The following is a 24,629-nucleotide window of genomic DNA, read 5'->3' on the forward strand; positions in this document are numbered from 1 at the left end:
TTCCAGACAACACCCGGCCGAACCCATGGCCGCACAAACAATAGAACAGACCCGCAGGGGGTAGGATGACCGCTTCGACGACCGATCCGGAGAAAGCTGCCAAGGGGCCGATGCTGGCCGCCGACGGCACGCCGCTGAAAAAGAGCCTGTCCCGTGCGCTGAGAGTGCAGAAGCTTCGCGCTCTGGCCCTGGTCGCGCCGTTGCTCATCTTCGTCCTGGTGACCTTTATCGCTCCGATCGCGGATATGTTGTTCCGCTCGGTGGAGAACCAGATCGTCTCGGACACCATGCCGCGGACCACCAAGGCACTCGGCGACTGGGACGGCACCGGCCTGCCGCCCGAGGTGGTCTTTGAAGACGCCTATTACGATCTTTTCGTGGCCGCCGAGCGCAAGGAACATACCCGCCTCGGATCGCGCCTCAACTACGAGCTGACCGGCGCGTCGTCGCTGTTCCGCAAGTCGGGACGCGGGCTCGACGAACTCGGGGAGGTCTATCAGGACCAGTTCAAGGACCTCGACAAGAACTGGGACGAGGCGCAGCCCTGGGCCGAGATGATGGGCTCCGACGACTGGCTGGCCAAGGAAGCCGCCTGGGAGAAGGGCGAGCGCCTGCCGAAGTTCGAGCTGCGCGACGGGGTGGACGAGCTGCTGCCGCGCACCGCAGAGCAATATGCCGCCTTTGCCACCTTCACCCACAATGACGACCGCAAGTCCTTGCTGAAGGAAGAACCCTGGTCGGCGGTGCACACCGCGCTCTATCAGGACCTCGCGGCGAACGACTACTCGGGCTACAGCGGCCCGCATGCCGACATGCTGAAGGCCGCCGACACGCTGGTGGCGAGCCCGGATTTCCAGACGCTTCCATTCAAGGACGGCTTCGGCGAGATCGACAAGGACTGGCTCGAGCCGGGAATCTGGCGCACGCTGAAGCTCTATGCGCCCAAGTACACGTCGGGCTACTTTCTCAACTCGGTGGACATGAAGCTGACGCCGGAAGGGGTCGAGGCGCGCCCGCAGAACGAGCGCATCTACATCATGCTCTTCAAGCGCACGCTGTTCATGAGCCTGGTGATCACCTGCAGCTGCATCCTGCTCGGGTACCCGGTGGCCTACATCCTGTCGAACCTGCCTTCGCGTACCGCCAACCTGCTGATGATCCTCGTGCTGCTGCCGTTCTGGACCTCGCTGCTGGTGCGCACCTCGGCATGGAAGATCATGTTGCAGCAACAGGGCGTGATCAACGACGTGCTGGTCTGGATCGGGCTGGTCTCGGATGACGCGCGACTGACGATGATCAACAACCAGTTTGGTACGATCGTGGCGATGACGCACATCCTGCTGCCCTTCATGATCCTGCCGATGTACTCCGTGATGTCGACGATCCCGAAAACCTACGTGCGGGCGGCGAAATCTCTGGGCGCGACCGACTGGACGACCTTCTGGCGGGTCTACTTCCCGCAGTCGGTTCCGGGCATCGGCGCGGGCTCGATCCTCGTCTTCATCCTCGCCATCGGCTACTACATCACCCCCGAGATCGTCGGCGGCACCACCGGCACCTTCATCTCGAACCGGATCGCCTATCACATCTCGACCTCGCTGAACTGGGGCCTCGCGGCCGCGCTCGGCTCGATCCTGCTGGCGGTGGTGCTGCTGCTCTACTGGGCCTACGACCGCATCGTCGGCATCGACAACGTGAAGCTGGGGTAACTGCCATGAGCGACGTCATTCTCACTCCCGCAATCAAGAAACCCCTGTCGCTGACCCTGCTGGTGGTCGCCGCCGCCGGGGGCTTCGCCGGCATCTTCATCGGCGCGGCCAACGGCTCGGTCCTGCTGGGGATCGTGCTCGGCGCGCTGGTCATGGCCGGCTTTGCCTTCCTCGCCATGGCGCTGTCCAAGGAACTGGAAAAGCCGCTGCGCTGGGGTCTCATCGCGGTCTTCCTGGTGCTCGGCTTCCTCGCAGGCGGCATCTCAGGCGGCATCGTCGGCGCGATCTTCGGCTGGTTCTTCGGCTGGTTCACCTATTGGATCGGCTACGGCCGCTACCGGGTGAAGCTGGTGCCCTACCTGTCATCGGGACAGGTGCTCTGGCACTATACCTTCCGGGTGATCTGCGGGGCGATCTTCGTCTTCCTCATCACCCCGATCCTTGTGGTCATGCCGCTGTCGTTCAACGCGCAAGACTTCTTCACCTTCACCCCGGAGATGCTGCGCTTCGACCCCGCGGGCTACTCGCTGAAGCACTACAAGGACTTCTTCACCAACCCCGAGTGGACCGGGGCGGTGAAGAACTCGCTGATCATCGCGCCCCTGGCGACGATCATCTCGGTGAGCCTTGGCACCCTGGCCGCGATTGGCCTGTCGCAGAGCCATGTGCCCGGCAAGCGCGCGATCATGGCGATCCTGATCTCGCCGATGATCGTGCCGCTGATCATCTCGGCCACCGGCATGTACTTCTTTTACTCGAAGATCAATATCGTCGGCACGCTCTGGGGCGTGGTGCTGGCGCATGCGGTGCTGGGCATTCCCTTCGTGATCATCACCGTCACCGCCACGCTGGTCGGCTTCGACCGAAGCCTTGTGCGGGCGGCGGCGAACATGGGGGCGAACCCGGTGACCACCTTCTTCAAGGTGCAGATGCCGCTGATCCTCCCCGGCGTGATCTCGGGCGCGCTCTTTGCCTTCATCACCTCCTTTGACGAGGTGGTCGTGGTGCTCTTCATCGGCTCGGCGGAGTTGCAGACGCTGCCGTGGCAGATGTTCACCGGCCTGCGCGAGCAGCTCTCGCCGACCATCCTCGCCGCGGCGACGGTGCTGGTGGCGATCTCGATCCTGCTGCTCGCGGCGGTCGAGATGCTGCGCCGCCGGTCCGAACGGCTGCGGGGCATGTCCCCGGGCTGATCCCCGGTGCCGGGCTGACCTTCGAAAGAGCCGCGGATTTCCGCGGCTCTTCATCATTCGGAAACCCCGCAAGGGGCATGCTGCGCGCATATCCCGATCCCAGCCGCGTGGCCCCCATGACCCAGCATGATTCCCAGCTTATCGCGCAGACCCGCAACAGCACCGTCGGCGAAGTACCGTTCGAGCTGAAGGACCTCTTCTTCTCGCGCACGGATGAGCGCGGCGTGATCATCCACGGCAACAGCGTGTTCCGGAAGATCTCGGGCTTCACCTGGGAAGAGTTGAAGGGCGCGCCGCACAAACTCGTGCGCCATCCCGACATGCCCAAAGGTGTGTTCCAGCTCTACTGGGACAAGCTCAAGGCGGGCGAATATGTCGCCGCCTATGTGAAGAACAAGGCGAAGGACGGGCGCTACTACTGGGTGCTGGCCGTCGCCTGGCCGATCGAGGGCGGGTATATCTCGGTCCGCGTGAAGCCCTGCTGCGGCCTGCTCGAGCAGGTGAAGGACATCTACGCCCGTCTGCGCGCGGCAGAGACCGAGCAGGGCGTGAGCCCGGTACGCAGCAAGGACATGCTGCTGGCAGAGGTCGAGGAGCTTGGTTTCTTCTCCTATGAGGGCTTCATGACCGCCGCGCTCGCGCAAGAGTTGGAGGCCCGCGCGCAGCGCATGGGCGCCAAGCTTGGGCCAAGGCAACTGCGTTTCATGACCATGGCCAAGACCATCCTGCAAATCCGCGAGGAAACCGACCGCATGACGGAGATCATCAAGGCGATCCGCACGGTGCCGATGAACATGCGCATCCTCGCCTCGCGTCTGGAAAATGCCGGGGGGCCGATCAGCGCGATTTCCGTGAACTACGGGTCGATGCTCGATGAGATGGCGGCATGGGTGCGCGGCTTCGTCGAGGGTGAGGACAGCACCTACATGCGCATGCTGACCACCATTCAGCAGGGCCAATTCCTCGTCTACGCCGGAAGCCTGCAGGCCGAGATGTCTGCGATCTTTCAGGAAGACGTGCGCCACGCCGCCGCCAAGGACGACGTGATCCGTGACAAGGAAACGCTGATTGCCGAGGAGGTGGCCTTCCAGAAGGCCGCGATCGACGCCCTCAAGGTCGTCGAGATCGAGGCGACGCGGCTCGGCCGGTCGGTGCTTGACATGAAACGCTATGTCACCGGCCTCAGCTCAACGCGGATGATGTGCAAGATCGAAAGCGCGGCTCTCAGCGGCACCGGCGACTCTCTGGCGGGGATCGTCGACCAGCTGGACGCCGGTCAGGATGAGATCGAGGCGCGGCTGGCGCGGATCGTCGAGCTCAACACGGTGATCCAATCGAATACGGCAATGCTGCGCGCCATGAGCTGAAGCCGGGGGTGCGGCCTCAATTGCAAACGGCCCGCGCAAAGCGCGGGCCGTTGTCGGGATGCGAAGCCCGGAGCTGGGGCAGATGCCCCGAACCCGCCGCTCAGGAGCGGACGAGCTTTTCGTAGGTCTCGGCGATGTCGCGGGTCAGCGCGCCCACTTCGAAGGTGTAGTCGCCGATTTGGCCCACCGGTGTCACTTCGGCGGCGGTGCCGGTCAGCCAGCATTGCTCGAAGCCTTCCATCTCTTCGGGCTTGATGTGGCGCTCGTGCACGGTGACGCCCTTTTCCTTCAGCAGCTTGATCACCGTCTGACGGGTCAGGCCGTTGAGGAAGCAGTCGGGCAGCGGCGTGTGCACCTCGCCATCCTTGACGAAGAAGATGTTGGCGCCGGTCGCCTCGGCCACGTAGCCGCGGTAGTCCATGAACAGCGCGTCCGAGCAGCCCTTGGCCTCGGCCGCGTGCTTCGAGGTGGTGCAGATCATATAAAGACCGGCCGCCTTGGCGTGCACGGGGATGGTCTCGGGGCTCGGGCGTTTCCACTTCGCGATGTCGAGCTTGGCACCCTTCATCTTCGCGTCGCCGTAGTAGTTGCCCCAGGACCAGGCCGCGATCGCCAGGTGCACCGGGTTGCGTGCCGAGGCAACACCCATGTCCTGACCCGCGCCGCGCCAGGCAACCGCCCGGACGTAGGCATCGGTGAAGCCATTCGCCTTCAGCACGGCATCCTTGGCCGCGTCGATTTCCTCGACGGTGTAGGGGATCTCGAAGTCCAGCTCGCCGGCCGAGAAATGCAGCCGCTTCGAGTGCTCGTGGCCCAGGAAGATCTTGCCGTTATAGGCGCGCTCGCCCTCGAAGACAGAGCTCGCGTAGTGCAGCGCGTGGGTCAGGATGTGTACCTTGGCATCGCGCCATTCCACCATCTGGCCATCCATCCAGATCTTGCCGTCGCGATCGTCGAAAGCTCCGTCCATGGGTCATCTCCTTCACATAGGCGCTTTGCATTAATTGCGCTTGTTAGGTCCGGAATGGACATAATGTTGCGCAAAAACTGCGACTCGCTAACAGTTCGCACTTGGAATGTCAACAACGCTGACTTAAAGTGCAGAAAACGAATGCAGAGGGATTTATGGCAGACGCGTCGGCAAGTCAGATACTGGGCGGAGAGTCGCTTCTCTTTCTGACGGATGAGCAGCTGCGGCAGGGGATCGAGGCGATGTTCTTCGCCTATCGCGGTTTCACGGCCGACCCGGATCGCATTCTGCAGGGGCTCAGCTACGGCCGGGCGCATCACCGCGCGATCCATTTCATCCATTGTGCACCGGGCACCACGGTGAACAACCTGCTCAACATCCTGGGCGTGACCAAGCAGTCATTGAACCGCGTGCTGCGCACCCTGGTCGAGGACGGGCTGGTCGAAAGCCGCGTTGGCCGCGCCGACAAGCGCGAACGGCACCTCTATCTGACCGACTCCGGCGATGCGCTGGAAAAGCAGCTTTCGGACGCGCAGCGCGCCAGGATGCGCGCCGCCTACCGGCAGGTCGGTCCCGAGGCGGTGGCGGGTTTCAAGCAGGTGCTCGAGGCGATGATGGACCCCGAGATGCAGCGCCAGTACCAGAAATTGCGGGAGAACCGCGGATGAGCGATCCCGACGCACATCTGCTGATTGTCGACGACGACGAACGTATCCGGAGCCTGCTGCAGAAGTTCTTGATCCGCCACGGTTTCCTGGTGAGCGCCGCGCGCGATGCGGCGCATGCGCGGCGGCTCATGGCGGGGCTCGACTTCGATCTGATCGTGCTCGACGTGATGATGCCGGGCGAGGATGGCATCAGCCTCACCCGTGCCATCCGCGAGACCCGGCGCACGCCGATCATGCTGCTCACCGCGCGCGGCGAGACCGAGGATCGGATCGCCGGTTTCGAAGCCGGGGCGGACGACTACCTGCCCAAACCCTTCGAGCCGAAGGAGCTGCTGCTGCGGATCAACGCCATCTTGCGGCGGATGCCCGAGAGCCCGGCGGCCGACACGATGCATCCCAAGCTGCTGACGCTCGGTCCGATCCGCTACGATATCGAGCGCGGCGAGATGTGGCACGGCGACGACCTCGTGCGGCTGACCGCGACCGAGAGCCAGTTGATGCGCATCTTCTCGGCCAAGCCGGGCGAAGCGTTGAGCCGCACGCGACTGGTCGAGGAACTCGGGCGCGACAAGGGGCAGGCGCAGGAACGCGCGGTCGACGTGCAGATCACTCGCTTGCGCCGGAAGATCGAGAGCGATCCAAAGCAGCCGCGCTACCTGCAGACGGTGCGCGGGGCGGGCTACATGCTCGCGCCGGACTGATCAGGTACCGTTCCGGAAAGGGCGGCACGCCCTTGTTCCTCCGCGGGAATCACGCTCTGCTTCGCCAAACCCGCAACCGAGGAGGGCTGCGATGGGAACCGCGCTGATCACCCATGCCGACTGTCTTGATCACCTGACCCCTGAGGGGCATCCCGAGCAGGTGGCCCGGCTCGACCATCTGCTGCACGCGCTTCAGGGGCTCGACCTTCTGCGCATCGCCGCGCCACGCTGCGACGACCGGGATATCCTGCGCGTGCATCCGCAGGCCTACCTCGACCGGCTGACCGCGGCGTTGCCCCGCGATGGGCTGCACCCGCTCGACGAGGACACCTGGCTGTCGCCGCGCTCGCTCGAGGCGGCGCGCCGCGCGGTCGGTGGCGCGGTGCGGGCGGTAGATGCGGTGCTGGCGGGCGAGGTGAAGACCGCCTTCTGCGCCACACGCCCGCCCGGACACCATGCCGAGGCCGAAACGCCGATGGGCTTCTGTCTCTTCGGAACTGCGGCGATCGCTGCCAAGCACGCGCTGGATCACCACGGGCTCGACCGCGTTGCCATCGTCGATTTCGACGTGCATCACGGCAATGGCACGCAGGCGCTGCTTTGGGACGAGCCGCGCGCGCTGGTCATCACCTCTCAGCAATACCCGCTCTGGCCGGGCACCGGCGCGGCAAGCGAGACCGGCGGTCACGACAACGTGCTCAACCTGCCGCTCCCGCCCGGCAGCGGCGGGACCGAGATGCGCCTGGCCTATGAAGGGCATGCCTTTCCGCGACTGGAGGGGTTTCAACCCGATCTGATCATTCTGTCAGCCGGATTCGACGCCCATGCCGACGACCCGCTGGCCGAGCTGCGCTGGGTGGAAGAGGATTTCCGCTGGCTTACGCACGAGTTGTGCCGGATTGCACAGGGCTCGGCGCGGGGGCGGGTGGTCTCGGTTCTCGAAGGTGGCTATGATCTCCGCGCGCTCGCGGACTCGGCCCGAGTGCATGTACAAGAATTGATCGAGGCAGGAAGATGAGCGAGACCCCCGTCGCGGAAATGAGCTTTGAACAGGCAATGGCAGAGCTCGAGCAGGTGGTGACCCAGCTCGAGCGCGGCGAGGTGCCGCTGGAGGAGTCGATCTCACTCTACCAGCGCGGCAGCGAGCTGAGGAAACACTGCGAAACCAAGCTTAAAGCCGCCGAGGAAAAGGTCGCCGCCATCACGCTCGACGCGGCTGGCGAGCCGACGGGCACCAAGCCGGTCGAGGGACTCTGAGCCACCATGTTCGCGCAATCCCTGGTCGGCGCGGCGGCGGCGGTCGCCGCCCATCTCGAAACTTTGCTCGCCGAGCACCAGGCGCTGCCGGTGGTCGAGGCGATGGGCTATGCCACGCGCGGCGGCAAGGCGCTGCGCGGTTACCTGGTGCTGGAGTCGGCGCGGCTGCACGGCGTGCCCGAGGGTCATGCGATCTGGCCGGCCTGCGCCATCGAGGCGGTGCACGCCTACTCGCTGGTGCACGACGACCTGCCCTGCATGGACGATGACGATCTGCGCCGCGGCTTGCCCACCGTGCATCGCAAGTGGGACGAGGCCACCGCGGTCCTTGCGGGCGACGCGCTTCAGGCGCTCGGCTTCGAGTTGGTGAGCGACCCGCGCTGCCACCCGTCGGGCGAGGTGCGCGCCGATCTTGCGCTGTCGCTTGCCCGTGCCGCGGGCGCGCGGGGCATGGTCATGGGGCAGGCGCTCGACATGGCCGCCGAGGCCACCGACGTGCCGCTTGATCTCGCGCAGATCACCGCGCTCCAGGCCGGCAAGACCGGGGCGCTGATCCGCTGGTCCGCCGAGGCCGGCGCGCGGCTGGCCGAGGTCGATCCCGCGCCACTCACCGCCTATGCGGATCGCCTCGGTCTCGCCTTCCAGATCGCCGACGACATTCTCGACGTCGAGGGCGATGCGGCCATGATGGGCAAGGCGGTGGGCAAGGACGCCGGGCGCGGCAAGGCAACCTTCGTCTCGCTGCTGGGGCTGGATACGGCGAAGCTGCGCGCGCGCCAGCTGGTGGACGAAGCCTGCGACGCGCTATCTCCCTATGCAGACCGGGCGGAAAACTTGCGGGCCGCAGCCCGCTTCGTTATCTCCCGCAGCAACTGACGCCAGAGGTGCACCCCATGTCCTCCCGCCCCGAGACCCCCCGTCCTGCGACCCCTCTGCTTGACCGGGTGACCACGCCCGCCGATCTCAAGCGGCTCTCGGATGACGAGCTGGTGCGCCTTGCGCATGAGTTGCGCGCCGAGACCATTTCGGCTGTTTCCGAAACGGGCGGTCACCTCGGCGCCGGCCTCGGCGTGGTCGAGCTGACCGTGGCGCTGCACGCGGTCTTCGACACGCCGCGCGACAAGCTGATCTGGGATGTTTCGCACCAGTGCTACCCGCACAAGATCCTCACCGGCCGCCGCGACCGCATCCGCACGCTGCGCATGAAGGACGGGCTGTCGGGCTTCGCCAAGCGCTCGGAGTCGCCCTACGATCCCTTCGGCGCGGGCCACAGCTCGACCTCGATCAGCGCCGCGCTCGGCTTTGCCATGGCGCGCGAGCTGGGCGGCAGCTGCGAGACCGGCCTCGGCGATGCCATTGCGGTGATCGGCGATGGCTCGATGTCGGCGGGCATGGCCTTCGAGGCGATGAACAACGCCGGCCACCTCGGCAAGCGGCTGATCGTCATCCTCAACGACAACGAGATGTCGATCGCCCCCCCCACCGGGGCGCTCTCTTCCTATCTCAACCGGCTCTATGCCGAGGCGCCCTTCCATGATCTCAAGGCCGCGGCCAAGGGCGCGGTGAACCTGCTGCCGCCACCTTTCCGCGAGGGTGCCAAGCGCGCCAAGGATGTGCTGAAGTCGATGACCGTGGGCGGCACGCTCTTCGAGGAACTGGGATTTTCCTACGTCGGCCCGATCGACGGCCACGACCTTCACCAACTGCTGCCGGTGCTGCGCACGGTGAAGGCGCGCGCCACCGGGCCGATCCTGATCCACGCGCTGACCAAGAAGGGCAAGGGCTACGCCCCGGCCGAGCATTCCGCCGACCGCGGCCATGCCCGCGGCAAGTTCGACGTTGTGACCGGCGAGCAGAAGAAGTCTCCCTCGAACGCGCCAGCCTACACCAAGGTCTTTGCGCAGACGCTTACCCGGCTCGCCGCGGTGGACCCGCGCATCTGCGCGGTGACCGCCGCCATGCCCGACGGCACCGGGCTCGACCTGATGGCCGAGCGCTTCCCCGACCGGGTCTTCGACGTCGGCATCGCCGAACAGCACGGCGTGACCTTCTCAGCCGGTCTCGCCGCGGGCGGGATGAAACCCTTCTGCGCGATGTATTCGACCTTCCTGCAGCGCGGCTACGACCAGGTGGTGCACGACGTGGCGATCCAGCGCCTGCCGGTGCGCTTCGCCATCGACCGCGCCGGTCTGGTGGGCGCCGACGGCGCGACCCATGCCGGAGCCTATGATGTCGCCTTCATGGCAAACCTGCCGGGCATGGTGGTCATGGCGGCCGCCGACGAGGCCGAACTGGTGAACATGGTCGCCACCGCCGCCGCGCATGACGAGGGCCCCATCGCCTTCCGCTATCCGCGCGGCGAGGGCGTGGGCGTCGAGATGCCCGAGACCCCGCAGATCCTGCCCATCGGCAAGGGCCGGATGATCCGGACCGGCAGCCGCGTCGCGATCCTCAGCTTCGGCACCCGCCTGTCGGAGGTGCTCAAGGCCTGCGAGAAGCTCGAGGCGCGCGGCGTCTCGCCGACCGTCGCCGACGCCCGTTTCGCCAAGCCGCTCGACCGCGACCTCATCCTGCAGTTGGCGCAGGACCACGAGGCGCTGATCACCATCGAGGAGGGCGCGGTCGGCGGCTTCGGCAGCCATGTCGCGCAGCTGCTGTCGGACGAGGGCATCTTCGATCACGGGTTGAAGTTCCGCTCGATGGTGCTGCCGGACACGTTCATCGACCATTCCAGCCCCGCCGACATGTACGCGACGGCCGGTCTCAACGCCGAGCAGATCGAGGAAAAGGTCCTCACCACCCTCGGCGTCGACGTCCTCAACAAGCGCGCCTGACCGGGGCCGGGTGCTGGCCCGGCCCTTCTTCTAGGTCCAAATATCCCGGGGGAGTCCGCGAAGCGGACGGGGGCAGCGCCCCCGCTTCCGCCCCGGCCCGCGCGCGCGGACCCGCTCCCCGCCACAAAGCAACCCTTGCCCCACCGGGCCGGACCCGTTAGGACGCGCCCCACACCGGTCGCAGCCTACCCGGTCATCAAAACAAGGGTTCAAAAATATGAAGACGATTGTCATCTGCTCCGGCGGGCTGGATTCCGTCTCGCTCGCCCATATGGTCGCAGCCGAGCACGAGCTCACCCGCCTTGTGTCCTTCGACTATGGCCAGCGCCACGCCAAGGAGCTGGACTTTGCGAAGGCCGCCGCCGACCGGCTCGGCGTGCCGTTCCAGCGTATCGACATGCGCGGCATCGGCGCGGCGCTCACCGGCTCGGCGCTCACCTCGGACATCGACGTGCCCGACGGGCATTACGCCGAGGAGACCATGCGCATCACCGTGGTCCCCAACCGCAACGCCATCATGCTCGCCATCGCCTTCGGCGTCGCGGCGGCCAATGGCGATGACGCGGTGGCCACCGCCGTGCATGGCGGCGACCATTTCATCTACCCCGATTGCCGCCCCGGCTTCACCCGCGCCTTCGAGGTGATGCAGCGCCATGCGCTCGAGGGCTATGCAGAGGTCGCGCTCTACACGCCCTTCGTCGAGCGCACCAAGGCCGACATCGTGGTCGAGGGGGCGAAGCACGGCACCCCCTTCGAGAACACCTGGTCCTGCTACAAGGGCGGCGCGCAACATTGCGGCTGCTGCGGCACCTGCGTCGAGCGGCGCGAGGCCTTCCATCTCGCGGGCCTCGAGGATCCCACGGTCTACGCCGACCCCGACTTCTGGAAACGGGCCGTGGCCAGCCGGGAGGAGGCGTGATGTTCCGGATCAGCAAGGAATTCCACTTCTCTGCATCGCACCAGTTGACGCATCTGCCCGAAGGTCACCAATGCGCCCGGATGCACGGTCACAATTACATCGTCGTGGTCGAACTGGCGGCGCGCGAGCTCAACGCGGACGGTTTCGTGCGCGATTACCATGAACTGGCGCCGCTCAAGGCCTATATCGACGAATGCTTCGACCACCGGCATCTCAACGACGTGCTGAACGTCGCTTCGACCGCCGAGAACCTCGCGCTGCATTTCTACGACTGGTGCGCCGCGCGCTGGCCCGAGACCGCCTCGGTCAAGGTCAGCGAGACGCCGAAGACCTGGGCCGAGTACCGGCCCGCGCCGCTGGCGGCCTGACATGGGTCTGCGCATTGCCGAGATCTTCGGCCCGACGATCCAGGGCGAGGGCGCGCTGATCGGCGAGCCCACCGTCTTTGTCCGCGCCGGCGGCTGCGACTACCGCTGCAGCTGGTGCGACAGCCTGCACGCGGTGGACAGCGCCTATCGCCACAGCTGGACCCCGATGAGCGACGACGAGGTCTGGGAGGAGGTCACGCGGCTCTCGGGCGGGCGGCCGATCACCGTCTCGCTCAGCGGCGGCAACCCGGCGATCCAGGATTTCGGCCCGGTGATCGAAATGGGCCGGGCAGAGGGCTACCGCTTCGCCTGCGAGACGCAGGGCTCGGTTGCCCGCCCGTGGTTCGGACAGCTCGACACGCTGGTGCTCAGCCCCAAGCCGCCTTCGAGCGGTGAGAGCGTGGATTGGGACGTCTTTGAGGACTGCGTCGCCGCAGGGCAGGGCGCGCGGCAGGTGGTGATGAAGATCGTGATCTTCGACCGGCGCGACTACGCCTGGGCGAAGGGCGCTCACGCCCGGCACCCCGAGCTGCCGCTCTATCTGCAGCCGGGAAACCCTGAGGTTGACCCGGACGTGCCGGTCGACCCGCAGAGCTTGGCCGACCGGTTGCTCTGGCTGGTTGACATGACCACGGGCGACGGCTGGTTCGCTCCCCGCATCCTGCCGCAGCTGCATGTGCTCCTCTGGGGCAACAAGCGCGGCGTCTGACTTCCCATTTCCGGAGATCCCGAAATGACCGACAGCATCTACAGCAATCTCAAGCAACTCGGCGGTGCCACGGTGCTGCCGACCTCACCGGAAGAGGCCGAGCTCGAGCGCGTGCCGAACCCGCAGGCCGATGTCGCCTACAACGTGCGCTTCACCGCGCCCGAGTTCACCTCGCTCTGCCCGATGACCGGCCAGCCCGATTTCGCCCACCTGGTGATCGACTACGTGCCGGGGCAGTGGCTGGTCGAGAGCAAGGCGCTGAAGCTCTACCTCGGCGCGTTCCGCAACCACGGCGCTTTCCACGAGGATTGCACCATCTCCATCGCGCGGCGTCTGGTGGCGTTTCTCGAGCCGCAATGGCTGCGCATCGGCGGCTACTGGTACCCGCGCGGCGGCATTCCGATCGATGTCTTCTGGCAGACAGGCCCGATGCCCGAGGGCGTGTGGATCCCCGACCAGGGCGTGCCGCCCTATCGCGGGCGCGGCTGAGGAGGGCGGCGTTGGGGGGCGCTGCCCCCGTCCGCTGCGCGGACTCCCCCGGGATATTTGGGCCTAGAAGAACGGGGCGGCGGGTCAGCCTTCCTCGGCCAGCAGCGCCGCGAGGCCGGCGCGGTAGTCCGGGTAGAGCAGCGTCACGCCGAGCTCATCCTTGATCCGGTCGTTTCTTACGCGCTTGTTCTCGGCGTAGAAGCTGCGCGCCATGGCGGACATCTCGGCCTCGTCGAAGCGCTCCTCGGGCGGCGGCGGCAGACCGAGAAGGCGGGCGGCATGTTCGAGCACCTCCTCGGGCGGAGCGGGATCGTCGTCGCAGAGGTTGTAGATCGCACCGGGGCGGGGCTGGCGGATCGAGGCGTCGAGCACCTGGGCGATGTCCGCGACATGGATGCGGCTGAACACCTGTCCGGGCTTGACGATGCGCCTGGCCGTGCCCTGGCGGACCTTCTCGAACGGACCCCTGCCGGGGCCGTAGATGCCGGCGAGGCGGAAGATGTGCAGGGGCAGGCCGGGGATCGCCTGCCAGGCCGCCTCGGCCTCGGTCCGGGCCCTGCCACGCACCGTGCTGGGCGACAGCGGTGTCGTCTCGTCCACCCAATCACCGCCGTGATCGCCGTAGACCCCGGTGGTCGACAGGTAGCCGACCCAGTCAAGATCGGCGGCCCGCGCGGCGATGGCGGAGCCGATCTCTGCCAGGGCCGGATCGCCGCCGTCGCGCGGGCCGGCGGAGACGAGAATATGGCTTGCCTGCGCCAGCGCGGCCGTCAGTGCGGCACGCTGCCAGAGCACCGGCTCGACTCCCTCTGAGGCGAGCAGAGGCGCCTTGGCCGGGTCGCGGTGGGTGCCGAGGATGCGCCAGCCCTGCGGCAGCAGGCGGCGGGCGAGGGCGGCGGCGGCATAGCCATGGCCGAGCGTGAGCAGGATGCGTGTCATGCGCGGCAAACTGGGGCGCGCCGTGCGGTTTGGCAAGTCCGGGCGCACCGGCATTGTTTCGCTCATCGGCCAATCTGCAGGATAGGCCCGCAGGCCCATCCGGAGTATCAGGGCGCATCAGAGGCTATTTGGACTTCGGAATGTCCCGAAACACCGAAATAACCCGGCGGGCCTGCCTGTCCGTCGTGCTCCTGCCGCTGGCGATCTCGCTGGGGGCCTGCGCCGCGAAGCAGGAAGAGGTCGAGGTGACGCGCTACGACCCGCCGCTCTATCCGAACGAGACGCCGGAACTGCGCGCCTCGATCAACAAGTGGTCCGACTACTACGAGGTGCCCCGGCGGCTGGTCCACCGTCTTGCGATCCGCGAGAGCACCCATAGTCCCGGAGCACGCAACGGTCCCTACTACGGGCTCTTGCAGATCCTTCCGGCGACGGCGCGCACCATGGGCTTCCAGGGACAACCGCGCGAGCTGCTGGATGCGGACACCAATCTCGAATTCGGCGTGAAGTATCTGCGTGGCGCCTGGTTGCTGTCGGATGGCAATCCGGATGCGGCGATCGGCCTTTATGCCAAGGGATACTACTACGAAGCCAAGCGTCGCGGCATGCTGGTCGAGACCGGGCTGCGCCGGGGCTGAGGGTCACAGCTCGAGCAGGGCAAGCAGCTGCGCTTCGGCGCGGCGCAGCCCGGGCCGGTCAGGCGCCCGCGCCAGCACGGACCCTTGGTCGGACGGGTCTTCGGCCAGGGCAATCACCCGCGGATGGATGTAAGACCTGCGCGCCACGGCAGGCGTGTTGGCGAGGCGTTCCGCGGCCGCCTCGGCCATCTGCCTGATGCTTCGGGTCTCGCTGGTCAGCACCGCTTCCAGCGCCGCGACGCTGCCGTTCCAGGTGCGGAAGGTCTTGGCGGTGAGGGCCGGGTCGCCGGTCCGCTCGGCGAGCCATCGGTTGATTTCGTCCGAGCGCAGCGCGTGCGGGACCCCGTCCTCGTCGAGCCAGGAAATCAGCTCGTTTCCGGGCAGGTCGTCCAATCGGGTCAGCGCGCGCTGCAACGTGCGGTCGCGCAGCTGCTTGTGCACCCGCTTGCCGCCCTTTCCGGGAAAGCGCAGATGCAATGTTCCGCCATCCAGGCGCAGATGCGTGCCGCGCAGGGTGGTCGCGCCGTAGCTGCCATTCTCCGCCGCGTAGTCGGCATTGCCAACGCGCAGCCCCGCGCGGTCGAGCAGGGCGAGCGTGGCAGCAAGGGCAAACGCCTTGTCTCCCGGCGCGCGGGCCCGCAGCTGGCGCAGGATGCTGCGGCGCAGGCCAGGAAGCGCCGCGCCGAAGGTGGCGAGATGGCCGTATTTCCGCTCGGCCCGAAATGCTGTCCAATCGGGATGATAGCGATATTGCTTGCGGTCTCGTGCATCGCGCCCGGTGGCCTGCAGGTGGCCGTTGGGCCGCGGGCAGATCCACACCTCCTCATAGGCTGGCGGCACCGCGAGCGCCTTGATCCGCGCGCGCTCCTCGGCCGCATCGATGCGGGTTCCGTCGGGCGCGATGTAGGAAAATCCGCGACCGCAGCGCCGTCGCAGGATGCCGGGGCGGCTGTCAGGGTAGTAGAGGAGATCCGGGTGCGGGGTCATGCCTGCGAACGCGGGGTGTCGCGCGCAGGTTCCGCTTTGTCGGCACGGAGGCGCGAGCCGACGCCGCGTCTTGAACCCGTCACCTCTTCCTGCCACGCTGGCCGGCAAAATAGCGGAAGGAGCCGCAGATGCAGGACATGCAGGCGAAATTGCAGATCGTTTCCCCCGAAGCACCGGGCCCCGAGCTTTTCGACACCGCCGAGGCGGCTGTCGAGCGGCTCTGCGTGCTCTATGCCCAGGCCGCGGAATTCCTCAAGGAGCGGTTCCTGTCCTCCATGGCTCAGGGCCACCCCGGCGTCCGCTACCGGGCCTTCTATCCAGAGGTTCGGATCACCACCTCCAGCTTTGCCAAGGTCGACAGCCGGCTCAGCTTCGGCCACGTCTCGGCCCCCGGCACCCATGCCACCTCGATCACCCGGCCGGACCTGTTTCGGCAGTACCTGAAACAGCAGATCGGCCTGCTCATCGAGAACCACGGCGTGCCGGTGCAGGTGGGCCTGTCCGAGACGCCGATGCCGGTGCATTTCGCGGTGGCCAACTACCCCGAGCTGACCGTGCCGCAGGAAGGCGCGGGCAGCTTCATCCTGCGCGATGTCTTCGATGTGCCGGATCTGACCACCACCAATGATGACATCGTCAATGGCGTGGCGCGCCCTGCGCCCGACGGCACCGAACCGCTGGCCCCCTTTACCGCGCAGCGGGTGGACTACTCGCTGGCGCGGCTGGCGCATTACACCGCGACCGACCCGGCGCATTTCCAGAACCACGTGCTGTTCACCAACTACCAGTTCTACGTCAGCGAGTTCGAGGCCTATGCCCGCAAGCAACTCGCCGACCCCGACAGTGGCTACATCTCCTTCGTGTCGACCGGAAATGTCGAGATCACCGACGCCGGGACCGAGATCCCGCTGACTGCGAAGATGCCGCAGATGCCGACCTATCACCTCAAGCGCAGGGACGGCTCGGGGATCACGCTGGTCAATATCGGGGTGGGGCCGTCGAACGCAAAGACCGCGACCGACCATATCGCCGTCCTGCGCCCGCATGCGTGGCTCATGGTCGGCCATTGCGCCGGGCTGCGCAACTCGCAGAGCCTTGGCGATTTCGTGCTGGCCCACGCCTACCTGCGCGAGGACAAGGTGCTGGACGACGACCTGCCGGTCTGGGTGCCGATCCCGGCGCTGGCCGAGATCCAGGTGGCGCTGGAGGATGCGGTCGAGGAAGAGACGCAGCTTTCGGGGTATGATCTCAAGCGGGTGATGCGCACCGGCACCGTTGCCTCGGTGGACAACCGAAACTGGGAATTGCGCGACCAGCGCGGGCCGGTGCAGCGGCTGAGCCAGTGCCGGGCGGTGGCGCTCGACATGGAAAGCGCAACGATCGCCGCCAATGGGTTCCGGTTCCGCGTGCCCTACGGCACCTTGCTCTGCGTCAGCGACAAACCGCTGCACGGCGAGCTGAAACTGCCTGGAATGGCTTCGGATTTCTACAAAACCCAGGTGGCGCGTCACCTGATGATCGGGATAAGAGCCATGGAACATCTCCGCAGCATGCCCCTGGAGCGGATCCACAGTCGCAAATTGCGTAGCTTCGACGAAACAGCCTTCCTGTGATCTGGCAGTTTGCAGCTCAAACCGCGTAGATTTCGCTTGCAATAACCCACTATTCGTTGTGTTTCGACTCTACATAGAGTTAAGTGACCTCAATGGGGCCCAAGTACTCGGGCAGTTCAAGGAGACCATGAAATGGCGAAGCCGATGACCAAAACCCAACTCGTGGCTGCACTGGCAGAAGAGATGGGCGCAGACAAGAAGACCGCGTCGACCGCTCTGGAAGCGATCACCGACATCATCACCAAGGAAGTTGCAGGCGGCGGCGCCGTGACCCTCCCGGGCGTTGGCAAGATCTACTGCCGCGAGCGTCCCGAGCGTATGGTGCGCAACCCCGCCACCGGCGAGCAGTTCAAGAAAGAGGCCGACAAGGTGGTCAAGATGACCATCGCGAAGGCGCTGAAGGACAGCGTCAACGGCTGATCTTTCCTGCTCGACTGAGCATCAGGGCCGCGGTTTCGCGGCCCTTTTTTGTTGTTTTGCAGATAGTTACAGGTCCTGTAGGCGGGTGATCTGCCGACCTTCGGCGTCGAAGTTCGCCGGCTGCAGCCAGGCCTCGAAGCGCGCGCGCAGGTGCGGCCACTCACCGTCGAGGATCGAGAACCACGCCGTGTCGCGGTTGCGGCCCTTGGTCACCACCGCCTGCCGGAAGGTGCCCTCGTAGGTGAAGCCGAGCCGCTCCGCCGCCTTGCGCGAGGGGGCGTTGAGCGCATCGCATTTCCACTCATAACGCCGGTAGCCCAGCTCGTCGAAGGCGCGCTTCATCATCAGGTACATGGCCTCGGTCGCCGCCGGGCTGCGCTGCAGCAGGGGGCTGAAGTGGATGTGCCCGACCTCGATCACGCCATTGGCCGGGTCGATCCGCAGGTAGGAGGCGATTCCCACCGGCGTGCCGTCCGGGGTGCAGAGCGTGTGGAACAGCGGATCCGTGCTGTCCGCGCAGCGACTGACCCAGTCCTGCGCTTCAGCAAGGTCGCGCAGCGGCGCGCCGGGCAGGTAGGTCCAGTTCGCGCCGCTGTCATCCTTCGCGAAGGCCTCGAAGAGCGCCTCGGCGTGGTCTGCGCGCGTCGGCTCCAGGGTCACGAAGCGGCCCGCCATCGGGCTGCGCGGGGGCAGGGGTCGGGGGAAGGTGCCGGCGACGGGCAGCCCGATGGGCTGCCCGTGTTCGTTCATGCGGTGCTCGGTCATCTCAGCCGAAGACCGTTCCCAGCGCGCCGTCCACGGCCTCGACGATCTGGTCGACGTCGTCCTTGGTGGCGATCAGCGCCGGGGCGAAGCACAGCGTGTTGTTGTAGCCGGGGATCGAGCGGTTGGTCATGCCGATGATGACGCCGCGCTTGTTCACCTCGGCGACCACGGCGGCGGTACGCTTCTCGTCCATCGGCTCGCGGGTGGCGCGGTCGGTCACCAGCTCGGCGCCGAGGAAAAGACCCTTGCCGCGCGCCTCGCCGACGACCGCGTGCTTGTCCTTCAGCGCCTCGAGTTGGCCGAGCATGTACTCACCCATTGCCGTGGTGTTCTCGAGCAGGTTCTCGTCTTCGATGATCCGCATGTTCTCGATCGCTGCCGCCGGTCCTGCGGTGCAGCCGCCGAAGGTCGAGATGTCGCGGAAGTAGTTCATCGGATCCGAGGCGTCGTCCTTGAACAGGTCGAAGACGCGCTCGTTGGTGACGCAGCAGGCGATCGCCGCGTAGCCCGAGGCGAGGCCCTTGGCCATGGTCACGAAATCGGGCTCGACGCCGTAGTGCTGGTAGCCGAACCAGGTGCCGGTGCGGCCGACGCCGCAGACCACCTCGTCAATGTGCAGCAGCACGTCGTACTTGCGGCAAATCTCTTGCACGCGCTGCCAGTAGCCTGCCGGGGGCACGATCACGCCGCCGCCCGCGGTGACCGGCTCGAGGCAGAGGGCGCCGACGGTGTCGGGGCCTTCGCGCAGGATCACCTCTTCGATGGCGTCCGCGGCGCGCTGTCCGTAGGCTTCGCCCGACAGATCACCCCAGCCCTGATCTCCGGCGCGGTATTCAAGGCAATGCGGCACCGACACGAAGCCGGGGGCAAAGGGGCCGTACTGCGCATTGCGCTCCAGCTGGCCGCCCGCCGAAAGCGCCGCGATGGTGGTGCCGTGGTAGTCGCGCTCGCGGTAGAGGATCTTGTGCTTCTTGCCGCCGTAGCGCTTGTGCGCGATCTGGCGGACCATCTTGAAGGCCTTCTCGTTCGCCTCGGAGCCGGAGTTGCAGTAGTAGACGCGGCTCATGCCCGGCATCTTCGAGATCAGCTTCTCGGCGAAGAGCGCGCCGGGGATCGAGCCCGCGGCCCCGGCGTAGTAGTTGAGCTTCATCAGCTGCTCGGAGATCGCGTCGACGATGCTCTTGCGGCCGTAGCCGACGTTCACCGTCCAGACCGCGCCCGAGACCGCGTCGAGCTGTTCGCGCCCGGTCTGGTCCCAGACCCGCATGCCCTTGCCCTCGACGATGATCTTGGGATCCGAGGTCTCGAACTGCTTGTGCTGAACCAAGTGGTGCCAGACGTGCGCCTTGTCGGCTTCGACGACGTGGCTGAGGTCGTTCTGGGTGAGGGTGCCGTCCATGGAAGCTCTCCTGAATTCCGGGCGCCGCTGAGGGCGCGAAAGCGTGACTCCGCGATGCGGGATGCTAGCACATGTGCCAGAAGAAGGAGGAAGTCTTAGTGCCAGATTTCGCCTCGATATAAGGCCAGATCGACCCGCCAACGAGCCAGGCAGAAGAAGTTGCCAAGAATGACGGGAGAATTCTGGCATGGCAGTGCCCGGTGATTGGGCAACTTACCCTGCTGCCCCCAATGTATCTGCTGCATCCGCAGGCATCGCCCATTGATCGAGCGCGTCTTTTCCGGTCCGATCACTGGCGAGCCTGGTGTCCCCAAGGCATCGGCCACGCACAAGCCTCGCGCAGCATGACGGGGCAGCAAACGGGAGAGACGAGATGACACTCAAGCAAAGCCTGATGGGCGCGGCGGCCGCCGCAGCGCTGCTGGCAGGTGCCGCGAGCGCCCAGAGCATCACCGTGGGGTATTTCCTCGAATGGCCGATGCCCTTCGAATACGCCAAGGCGACGGGCATGTACGAAGAGGCCGTGGGGACCGAGATCAACTGGGTCAGCTTCGATACCGGCACCGCCATGTCGGCGGCCATGGCCTCGGGTGACGTGCAACTTTCGGTCAGCCAGGGTGTGCCGCCCTTCGTGGTCGCAACCTCGGCGGGGCAGGACCTGCAAGCGCTCGACGTGGCGGTGAGCTACGCCGACAACGACAACTGCGTGGTGCGCTCCGATCTCGAGATCGACAAGGACAGCGCCGGCGAGCTGGAAGGCAAGAAGGTCGCGGTGCCGCTGGGCACCGCCGCTCACTATGGCTTCCTCAAGCAGATGGACCACTTCGGCGTGGCGCTCGACAGTCTCGAGATCGTCGACATGGCTCCGCCTGATGGCGCGGCCGCCATCGCGCAGGGCGCGGTCGACATGGCCTGCGGCTGGGGCGGCTCGCTGCGCCGCATGAAGGAGCATGGCAACGTGCTGCTCACCGGCGCCGAGAAGGAAGAGCTCGGCATTCTCGTCTTCGACGTGACCTCCGGCCCCGCGGGCTGGGTGGCCGAGAACTCGGACCTCGTGGCCAAGTTCCTCGCGGTGACCGCCGAGGCCAACGCAATGTGGGCGGATGAGGCCAACCACGCCGAGATGCTGCCGGTGATCGCCAAGGACGCAGGCATGGACGAGGAGGCGACCGCCGAGACCATGGCGACCTTCGTGTTCCCGACCGCCGAGGAGCAGCTCTCGGGCAAATGGCTCGGCGGCGGTGCGGGCGATTTCATGAAGGGCGTCGCCGACGTCTTCGTCGCCGCCGGGTCGATCGACGAGGCGCTCGACAGCTATGCGGACCATGTGAACACCGCGCCGCTCGCCGCTGCGGGCTCGATGTAGGGCCGAACGGTCATCCGTCCCGGCGGTGGGGGGCTGCCGCCGGGGCCTTCGCATCAGAACGACATTTTGGGGGCGGAACCCCCGAGCCGCGGCTTCAGGCCGCGAAAGGCAGATCATGAGCGGATTATCCATCCAGAACCTGTCGATGCGCTTCGACCTGCCCAACGGCAGCTCGGTGCAGGCGCTGCAAGACGTCTCGCTGGACCTCGCGCAGGGCGAGTTGCTGTCGGTGCTGGGTCCATCGGGCTGTGGCAAGACCACGCTGCTCAACATCGTCGCGGGGTTTCTCGCGCCGACCGAGGGCCGTATCCTGCTCAACGGCCACGAGGTGCGCGGCCCCGCCGCCGAGCGCGGCATGGTGTTCCAGCAGGGCGCGCTCTTCGAGTGGATGAACGTGCGCGACAACGTCAGCTTCGGGCCGCGCATGGCCGGCAAGCGCGAGCGGGACTACGGCGCCACTGTCGATCACCTGCTCGAGGTGGTGGGGCTGCGCGACTTCAAGGAAAAGGCGGTCTACGAGCTTTCGGGCGGCATGCAGCAGCGCGTGGCGCTGGCCCGCTGCCTTGCCAATGATCCCGACGTGATCCTCATGGACGAGCCGCTGGGGGCGCTGGATGCGCTGACCCGCGAGAAGATGCAGAGCCTCGTGCTGAAGCTCTGGAAGGAGACCGGCAAGACCATCATCCTGATCACCCATTCGGTCGAGGAAGCGCTGCTGCTGGGCGAGCGCCTGCTGGTCATGGCGCCGCGCCCCGGTCGCATCCACCGCGAGTACCGTCTGCCCTTTGCCGATCTCGGCGCCGGACAGGACCTGCGCGCGGTCAAGAAGCACCCCGATTTCGCGACGAAGCGCGAAGAGATCCTCGGGATGATCTGGGACATGGAGGAAGAGATCATGGGCCGCAGCGAGCGCGCGGGGGCGCCGGCATGATCGTATTTGCCCTCTACATCGCGATCTTCGCGGTCAGCTGGCTGCTGGTGAAACTGCTGGTGCATCGCGCGTTGAACGATTTCACCGCCCGCAAGACCGTGACCTTCGGCGACGAAAGCGCCGTGCGCCCGAGCCGCATCGCCAGCGTGGTCTCGATCCTGACCATCTTCCTGCTCTGGGGGGCCTTCACCGGCTCGCACTGGGTGCCGAAGTTCCTGCACGCGCCGGGACCCTTCGTCGGCGATGCCAGCTTCACCTATACCGCCGAGGCGGAGGGGGTCGCGCCAGACGAGGCGACGGTCATCGTGCGCGTCTTTCCCGTCGGCGAAGAGAGCGCGGACCCCGAGGTCGATCCCGGCGAGGGGTGGGCGAAGAACGACGCGGCCAGCATCGGGGCTTGGCGCTCGGGGCTTGTGCGGGTGGACGAGAACGACGACTACGGACGCGATGCCGGGCACAGGGTTGTCGCCGTGAATGGCCAGCCGATCGCGCCCGGCACCTCGGTGGACACCGAGCATGGCCGGGTCGGCATGTCGCCCAAGGGCACGCTGAACTTCGAGCCCGCCAAGGGCTGGCAGATGGAGCCGATCTGGCTTCCCGCCCCCGAAGCGGTTGTGGCGCGGTTGGGCGATATCGCCCGCGACGGCTACCGCGACAGCACGCTCTGGGAGCACCTCGGCTGGTCGCTGTTCCGGGTCATCGCCGGCTTCTTCTTCGGCGCGTTGATCGGCATCCCGCTGGGCTATGCCATGGGCCTGTCGGATTGGTTCCGTGGCTGGTTCGACCCCATCGTAGAGTTCATGCGGCCGGTGCCGCCGCTGGCGCTCATTCCGCTTGTGATCATCTGGGCGGGCATCGGCGAGGCCGGCAAGATCATCCTGCTGTTTCTCGCGGCGCTCTGGATCATGGCGATCGCCGCGCGCTCGGGCGTGTCGGGGGTGAAGATCTCGAAGGTCCACGCGGCCTATTCTCTGGGCGCCTCGAAGGTACAGATCCTGCGCCACGTGATCATCCCCAACTCGCTGCCCGACATCTTCACCGGCGCGCGGGTCGCCATGGGGGTGTGCTGGGGCACCGTCGTGGCTGCCGAGCTGGTGGCGGCGGAGAAGGGCGCGGGCATGATGATCATGGTCGCCTCGAAGTTTCAGCTCACCGACATCGTGATCATGGGGATCATCCTGATCGGGGTGATCGGCTTCGGCATCGACATGCTGATGCGCGTGGCCGAGCGCAGGCTGGTGCCCTGGAAGGGCCGGGGTTGAGCGCGGGCGGCACGGGCGGAGCGAGGGGGCTGTCTGCCCCCTCGCGCTCCCCCGAGGATATTTTTGCCTAGAAGAATGGCTGGGCGGGGCGCTCGGCCCAGCTCAGCCCAGCAGCGCCGCGAGCTGGCTGTCGAGCCAGAGCCGCATGCCGTCCACCGTGGCGACATAGGGATCGAGCAGCGGTGCCATCGCCGGCACCGTGTCGGTGATCGACGGAGCCAGCGCGTAGAGCAGCACCGCCAGAAGCGCGAGGATCAGCACCGTGCCGAAACCGCGGGCAAAGCCGCTGCCATGCTGTTCCTCTTCCTCGGCATGGAGCGCCCGGCCCTGCGGGGTTTCCATGCGGCGCGGCTCGGGGGTGACGCGCAGCGTCTGGTTGATTTCCTCGATGTCCGGCAGCAGGTCGCGGCGCGAGGGGGCGACGGCGGGATGCTCCGGCTCCGACGTCACGAAGTCGGGGCGCTCTGCAGCGCGGGGCTCGGGCGCGAATGACGGGAAGGACTCGGGCGCGGTCTCGGGCTTGGGGGCCTCCGTCTCGGGGCGCGGGGCATCGCGGTTGATCCGCGCCATGTCGGCGCGCGCGGACCGCGCACGGCGCGCAGCGTCCTCGTCGTCCGGCTCGGCAAGACCAAGGTCGGGCTGGGTTTCCAGCGGTTCGGGATCGGTGCGGCGGCGCGCCTCGCGCTCGGCCTCTTGGCGCAGCACCTCGGCGACCGACGGGTCGAGCCCGCGGGCGCGTACCGGGCGGCGTGGCACCGGCGCAGGGTCCGGGCCAGGGACGGGAGGCGTCGGCGCTGCGGGGATGCCGGGCTCGGCCCGCGGCGGGAGCTCGGTGGGCGCGGCCATGGCACCCTCGTCCATCTCTTCCCAGAGGTCGTCCGGGGTGTCCGGCTCTTGTGGCAGCGGGGCATCCTGCGGGTGCAGCTGGAACCAGGTGTGGCCGCAGTTCGAGCATTGCACGTCGCGCCCGCCCGCGGGGACCGCGTCGACCGGCACCTCGTACTGCGCGCCGCAATTGGGGCATATCAGCCGCATATTGTCCTTAGCTTTCCATCTGTTCTGGCCATCATCCCAAGCCTGACAATAGGTTGCCGCAGCGGAGCGGGAAAGCCCATTTTCGGCCCG

At 66.7% G+C, this 24,629-nt stretch carries 25 protein-coding genes; 19 read left to right on the forward strand and 6 right to left on the reverse strand.

Features of this window, described 5'->3' with window-relative positions; genetic code table 11:
- Nucleotides 1-65 precede the first annotated feature (65 nt).
- From IQ782_RS19455 to IQ782_RS19465, 3 genes are all read left to right on the forward strand, one after another.
- Entirely contained in the window at nucleotides 66-1,709 is a 1,644-nt protein-coding gene (locus IQ782_RS19455; RefSeq protein WP_194136334.1) for an ABC transporter permease, read from the forward strand.
- Nucleotides 1,710-1,714: 5 nt separating this feature from the next.
- Nucleotides 1,715-2,902, forward strand: coding sequence for an ABC transporter permease (locus tag IQ782_RS19460; protein ID WP_194136335.1), 1,188 nt, complete (start codon nucleotides 1,715-1,717; stop codon nucleotides 2,900-2,902).
- A 116-nt stretch (nucleotides 2,903-3,018) separates the two neighbouring features.
- The gene (locus IQ782_RS19465) at nucleotides 3,019-4,269 is read left to right on the forward strand and encodes a PAS domain-containing protein (protein WP_194136336.1); all 1,251 of its coding nucleotides are present in this window, start codon (nucleotides 3,019-3,021) and stop codon (nucleotides 4,267-4,269) included.
- A gap of 100 nt (nucleotides 4,270-4,369) precedes the next feature.
- Here the strand turns inward: IQ782_RS19465 and IQ782_RS19470 are convergent, their stop codons facing one another.
- The gene (locus IQ782_RS19470) at nucleotides 4,370-5,239 is read right to left on the reverse strand and encodes a branched-chain amino acid aminotransferase (protein ID WP_194136337.1); all 870 of its coding nucleotides are present in this window, start codon (nucleotides 5,237-5,239) and stop codon (nucleotides 4,370-4,372) included.
- A gap of 155 nt (nucleotides 5,240-5,394) precedes the next feature.
- Here IQ782_RS19470 and IQ782_RS19475 point away from each other — a divergent pair, with 155 nt between their 5' ends.
- The 10 genes from IQ782_RS19475 to queF all read left to right on the forward strand — a co-directional run bounded on the left by IQ782_RS19475 (nucleotide 5,395) and on the right by queF (nucleotide 13,184).
- Entirely contained in the window at nucleotides 5,395-5,907 is a 513-nt protein-coding gene (locus IQ782_RS19475; RefSeq protein ID WP_194136338.1) for a MarR family winged helix-turn-helix transcriptional regulator, read from the forward strand.
- Nucleotides 5,904-6,608 carry a response regulator gene (locus IQ782_RS19480; RefSeq protein ID WP_194136339.1) on the forward strand — a complete coding sequence of 235 codons (705 nt, stop codon included), beginning with the start codon at nucleotides 5,904-5,906 and terminating at the stop codon, nucleotides 6,606-6,608. Before IQ782_RS19475 ends, IQ782_RS19480 begins: the two co-directional genes overlap by 4 nt.
- Before the next feature lie 91 nt (nucleotides 6,609-6,699).
- Nucleotides 6,700-7,626: a histone deacetylase family protein gene (locus IQ782_RS19485; RefSeq protein ID WP_194136340.1), complete on the forward strand. Its 927-nt coding sequence runs from the start codon at nucleotides 6,700-6,702 to the stop codon at nucleotides 7,624-7,626.
- Nucleotides 7,623-7,865 carry an exodeoxyribonuclease VII small subunit gene (locus tag IQ782_RS19490; protein WP_194136341.1) on the forward strand — a complete coding sequence of 81 codons (243 nt, stop codon included), beginning with the start codon at nucleotides 7,623-7,625 and terminating at the stop codon, nucleotides 7,863-7,865. The genes IQ782_RS19485 and IQ782_RS19490 overlap by 4 nt, the downstream gene beginning before the upstream one ends.
- A gap of 6 nt (nucleotides 7,866-7,871) precedes the next feature.
- Nucleotides 7,872-8,741 (forward strand): polyprenyl synthetase family protein, encoded by an 870-nt coding sequence (locus tag IQ782_RS19495; protein WP_194136342.1) that lies wholly within the window; start codon nucleotides 7,872-7,874, stop codon nucleotides 8,739-8,741.
- A 17-nt stretch (nucleotides 8,742-8,758) separates the two neighbouring features.
- Entirely contained in the window at nucleotides 8,759-10,699 is a 1,941-nt protein-coding gene (gene dxs / locus IQ782_RS19500) for a 1-deoxy-D-xylulose-5-phosphate synthase (RefSeq protein ID WP_194136343.1), read from the forward strand.
- 217 nt (nucleotides 10,700-10,916) lie between these two features.
- Entirely contained in the window at nucleotides 10,917-11,618 is a 702-nt protein-coding gene (queC, locus tag IQ782_RS19505) for a 7-cyano-7-deazaguanine synthase QueC (RefSeq protein WP_194136344.1), read from the forward strand.
- Complete coding sequence (locus IQ782_RS19510) at nucleotides 11,618-11,986, forward strand: 6-pyruvoyl trahydropterin synthase family protein (RefSeq protein WP_194136345.1); 369 nt, start codon at nucleotides 11,618-11,620, stop codon at nucleotides 11,984-11,986. The genes queC and IQ782_RS19510 overlap by 1 nt, the downstream gene beginning before the upstream one ends.
- Nucleotide 11,987: 1 nt before the next feature.
- Nucleotides 11,988-12,695 (forward strand): 7-carboxy-7-deazaguanine synthase QueE, encoded by a 708-nt coding sequence (gene queE / locus IQ782_RS19515; protein ID WP_194136346.1) that lies wholly within the window; start codon nucleotides 11,988-11,990, stop codon nucleotides 12,693-12,695.
- A gap of 24 nt (nucleotides 12,696-12,719) precedes the next feature.
- Nucleotides 12,720-13,184 (forward strand): preQ(1) synthase, encoded by a 465-nt coding sequence (gene queF, locus IQ782_RS19520; protein WP_194136347.1) that lies wholly within the window; start codon nucleotides 12,720-12,722, stop codon nucleotides 13,182-13,184.
- 84 nt (nucleotides 13,185-13,268) lie between these two features.
- Here queF and IQ782_RS19525 read toward each other — a convergent pair whose 3' ends face one another.
- Nucleotides 13,269-14,123, reverse strand: a complete 855-nt coding sequence (locus tag IQ782_RS19525; protein WP_194136348.1) for an SDR family oxidoreductase — start codon at nucleotides 14,121-14,123, stop codon at nucleotides 13,269-13,271.
- Between the two features lie 140 nt (nucleotides 14,124-14,263).
- On the opposite strand from IQ782_RS19525, the gene IQ782_RS19530 reads away from it, so the two are divergent.
- Complete coding sequence (locus tag IQ782_RS19530) at nucleotides 14,264-14,761, forward strand: lytic transglycosylase domain-containing protein (protein ID WP_194136349.1); 498 nt, start codon at nucleotides 14,264-14,266, stop codon at nucleotides 14,759-14,761.
- A 3-nt stretch (nucleotides 14,762-14,764) separates the two neighbouring features.
- Here IQ782_RS19530 and IQ782_RS19535 read toward each other — a convergent pair whose 3' ends face one another.
- Nucleotides 14,765-15,748 (reverse strand): DNA topoisomerase IB, encoded by a 984-nt coding sequence (locus tag IQ782_RS19535; protein WP_194136350.1) that lies wholly within the window; start codon nucleotides 15,746-15,748, stop codon nucleotides 14,765-14,767.
- Between the two features lie 128 nt (nucleotides 15,749-15,876).
- On the opposite strand from IQ782_RS19535, the gene IQ782_RS19540 reads away from it, so the two are divergent.
- Together IQ782_RS19540 and IQ782_RS19545 are read left to right on the forward strand one after the other, a co-directional pair.
- On the forward strand, nucleotides 15,877-17,361 hold the full coding sequence (locus IQ782_RS19540; RefSeq protein WP_194136351.1) for an AMP nucleosidase: 1,485 nt from the start codon (nucleotides 15,877-15,879) through the stop codon (nucleotides 17,359-17,361).
- 132 nt (nucleotides 17,362-17,493) lie between these two features.
- On the forward strand, nucleotides 17,494-17,781 hold the full coding sequence (locus tag IQ782_RS19545; protein WP_095881830.1) for an HU family DNA-binding protein: 288 nt from the start codon (nucleotides 17,494-17,496) through the stop codon (nucleotides 17,779-17,781).
- 66 nt (nucleotides 17,782-17,847) lie between these two features.
- On the opposite strand, the gene IQ782_RS19550 is transcribed toward IQ782_RS19545, so the two are convergent.
- Together IQ782_RS19550 and IQ782_RS19555 are read right to left on the reverse strand one after the other, a co-directional pair.
- Nucleotides 17,848-18,546, reverse strand: coding sequence for a GNAT family N-acetyltransferase (locus tag IQ782_RS19550; RefSeq protein ID WP_194136352.1), 699 nt, complete (start codon nucleotides 18,544-18,546; stop codon nucleotides 17,848-17,850).
- Nucleotide 18,547: 1 nt separating this feature from the next.
- Nucleotides 18,548-19,945, reverse strand: a complete 1,398-nt coding sequence (locus tag IQ782_RS19555) for an aminotransferase family protein (RefSeq protein ID WP_194136353.1) — start codon at nucleotides 19,943-19,945, stop codon at nucleotides 18,548-18,550.
- A gap of 373 nt (nucleotides 19,946-20,318) precedes the next feature.
- Here IQ782_RS19555 and IQ782_RS19560 point away from each other — a divergent pair, with 373 nt between their 5' ends.
- The 3 genes from IQ782_RS19560 (at nucleotide 20,319) to IQ782_RS19570 (ending at nucleotide 23,504) form a co-directional block, all read left to right on the forward strand.
- Nucleotides 20,319-21,311 carry a taurine ABC transporter substrate-binding protein gene (locus IQ782_RS19560; protein WP_194136354.1) on the forward strand — a complete coding sequence of 331 codons (993 nt, stop codon included), beginning with the start codon at nucleotides 20,319-20,321 and terminating at the stop codon, nucleotides 21,309-21,311.
- A gap of 115 nt (nucleotides 21,312-21,426) precedes the next feature.
- The gene (locus tag IQ782_RS19565; protein WP_194136355.1) at nucleotides 21,427-22,242 is read left to right on the forward strand and encodes a taurine ABC transporter ATP-binding protein; all 816 of its coding nucleotides are present in this window, start codon (nucleotides 21,427-21,429) and stop codon (nucleotides 22,240-22,242) included.
- Nucleotides 22,239-23,504: an ABC transporter permease gene (locus tag IQ782_RS19570; protein WP_194136356.1), complete on the forward strand. Its 1,266-nt coding sequence runs from the start codon at nucleotides 22,239-22,241 to the stop codon at nucleotides 23,502-23,504. The genes IQ782_RS19565 and IQ782_RS19570 overlap by 4 nt, the downstream gene beginning before the upstream one ends.
- 102 nt (nucleotides 23,505-23,606) lie before the next feature.
- On the opposite strand, the gene IQ782_RS19575 is transcribed toward IQ782_RS19570, so the two are convergent.
- Entirely contained in the window at nucleotides 23,607-24,539 is a 933-nt protein-coding gene (locus tag IQ782_RS19575) for a zinc-ribbon domain-containing protein (RefSeq protein ID WP_194136357.1), read from the reverse strand.
- Nucleotides 24,540-24,629: the final 90 nt, after the last annotated feature.

Source organism: Salipiger mangrovisoli, from assembly GCF_015223355.1.
Classification (GTDB): Bacteria; Pseudomonadota; Alphaproteobacteria; order Rhodobacterales; family Rhodobacteraceae; genus Salipiger; species Salipiger mangrovisoli.

Coding starts and splice junctions, on each gene's coding strand:
- IQ782_RS19455 (WP_194136334.1), top strand. CDS start 66: ATGACCGCTTCGACGACCGATCCGGAGAAAGCTGCCAAGGGGCCGATG.
- IQ782_RS19460 (WP_194136335.1), top strand. CDS start 1,715: ATGAGCGACGTCATTCTCACTCCCGCAATCAAGAAACCCCTGTCGCTG.
- IQ782_RS19465 (WP_194136336.1), top strand. CDS start 3,019: ATGACCCAGCATGATTCCCAGCTTATCGCGCAGACCCGCAACAGCACC.
- IQ782_RS19470 (WP_194136337.1), bottom strand. CDS start 5,239: ATGGACGGAGCTTTCGACGATCGCGACGGCAAGATCTGGATGGATGGC.
- IQ782_RS19475 (WP_194136338.1), top strand. CDS start 5,395: ATGGCAGACGCGTCGGCAAGTCAGATACTGGGCGGAGAGTCGCTTCTC.
- IQ782_RS19480 (WP_194136339.1), top strand. CDS start 5,904: ATGAGCGATCCCGACGCACATCTGCTGATTGTCGACGACGACGAACGT.
- IQ782_RS19485 (WP_194136340.1), top strand. CDS start 6,700: ATGGGAACCGCGCTGATCACCCATGCCGACTGTCTTGATCACCTGACC.
- IQ782_RS19490 (WP_194136341.1), top strand. CDS start 7,623: ATGAGCGAGACCCCCGTCGCGGAAATGAGCTTTGAACAGGCAATGGCA.
- IQ782_RS19495 (WP_194136342.1), top strand. CDS start 7,872: ATGTTCGCGCAATCCCTGGTCGGCGCGGCGGCGGCGGTCGCCGCCCAT.
- dxs (WP_194136343.1), top strand. CDS start 8,759: ATGTCCTCCCGCCCCGAGACCCCCCGTCCTGCGACCCCTCTGCTTGAC.
- queC (WP_194136344.1), top strand. CDS start 10,917: ATGAAGACGATTGTCATCTGCTCCGGCGGGCTGGATTCCGTCTCGCTC.
- IQ782_RS19510 (WP_194136345.1), top strand. CDS start 11,618: ATGTTCCGGATCAGCAAGGAATTCCACTTCTCTGCATCGCACCAGTTG.
- queE (WP_194136346.1), top strand. CDS start 11,988: ATGGGTCTGCGCATTGCCGAGATCTTCGGCCCGACGATCCAGGGCGAG.
- queF (WP_194136347.1), top strand. CDS start 12,720: ATGACCGACAGCATCTACAGCAATCTCAAGCAACTCGGCGGTGCCACG.
- IQ782_RS19525 (WP_194136348.1), bottom strand. CDS start 14,123: ATGACACGCATCCTGCTCACGCTCGGCCATGGCTATGCCGCCGCCGCC.
- IQ782_RS19530 (WP_194136349.1), top strand. CDS start 14,264: ATGTCCCGAAACACCGAAATAACCCGGCGGGCCTGCCTGTCCGTCGTG.
- IQ782_RS19535 (WP_194136350.1), bottom strand. CDS start 15,748: ATGACCCCGCACCCGGATCTCCTCTACTACCCTGACAGCCGCCCCGGC.
- IQ782_RS19540 (WP_194136351.1), top strand. CDS start 15,877: ATGCAGGACATGCAGGCGAAATTGCAGATCGTTTCCCCCGAAGCACCG.
- IQ782_RS19545 (WP_095881830.1), top strand. CDS start 17,494: ATGGCGAAGCCGATGACCAAAACCCAACTCGTGGCTGCACTGGCAGAA.
- IQ782_RS19550 (WP_194136352.1), bottom strand. CDS start 18,546: ATGACCGAGCACCGCATGAACGAACACGGGCAGCCCATCGGGCTGCCC.
- IQ782_RS19555 (WP_194136353.1), bottom strand. CDS start 19,945: ATGGACGGCACCCTCACCCAGAACGACCTCAGCCACGTCGTCGAAGCC.
- IQ782_RS19560 (WP_194136354.1), top strand. CDS start 20,319: ATGACACTCAAGCAAAGCCTGATGGGCGCGGCGGCCGCCGCAGCGCTG.
- IQ782_RS19565 (WP_194136355.1), top strand. CDS start 21,427: ATGAGCGGATTATCCATCCAGAACCTGTCGATGCGCTTCGACCTGCCC.
- IQ782_RS19570 (WP_194136356.1), top strand. CDS start 22,239: ATGATCGTATTTGCCCTCTACATCGCGATCTTCGCGGTCAGCTGGCTG.
- IQ782_RS19575 (WP_194136357.1), bottom strand. CDS start 24,539: ATGCGGCTGATATGCCCCAATTGCGGCGCGCAGTACGAGGTGCCGGTC.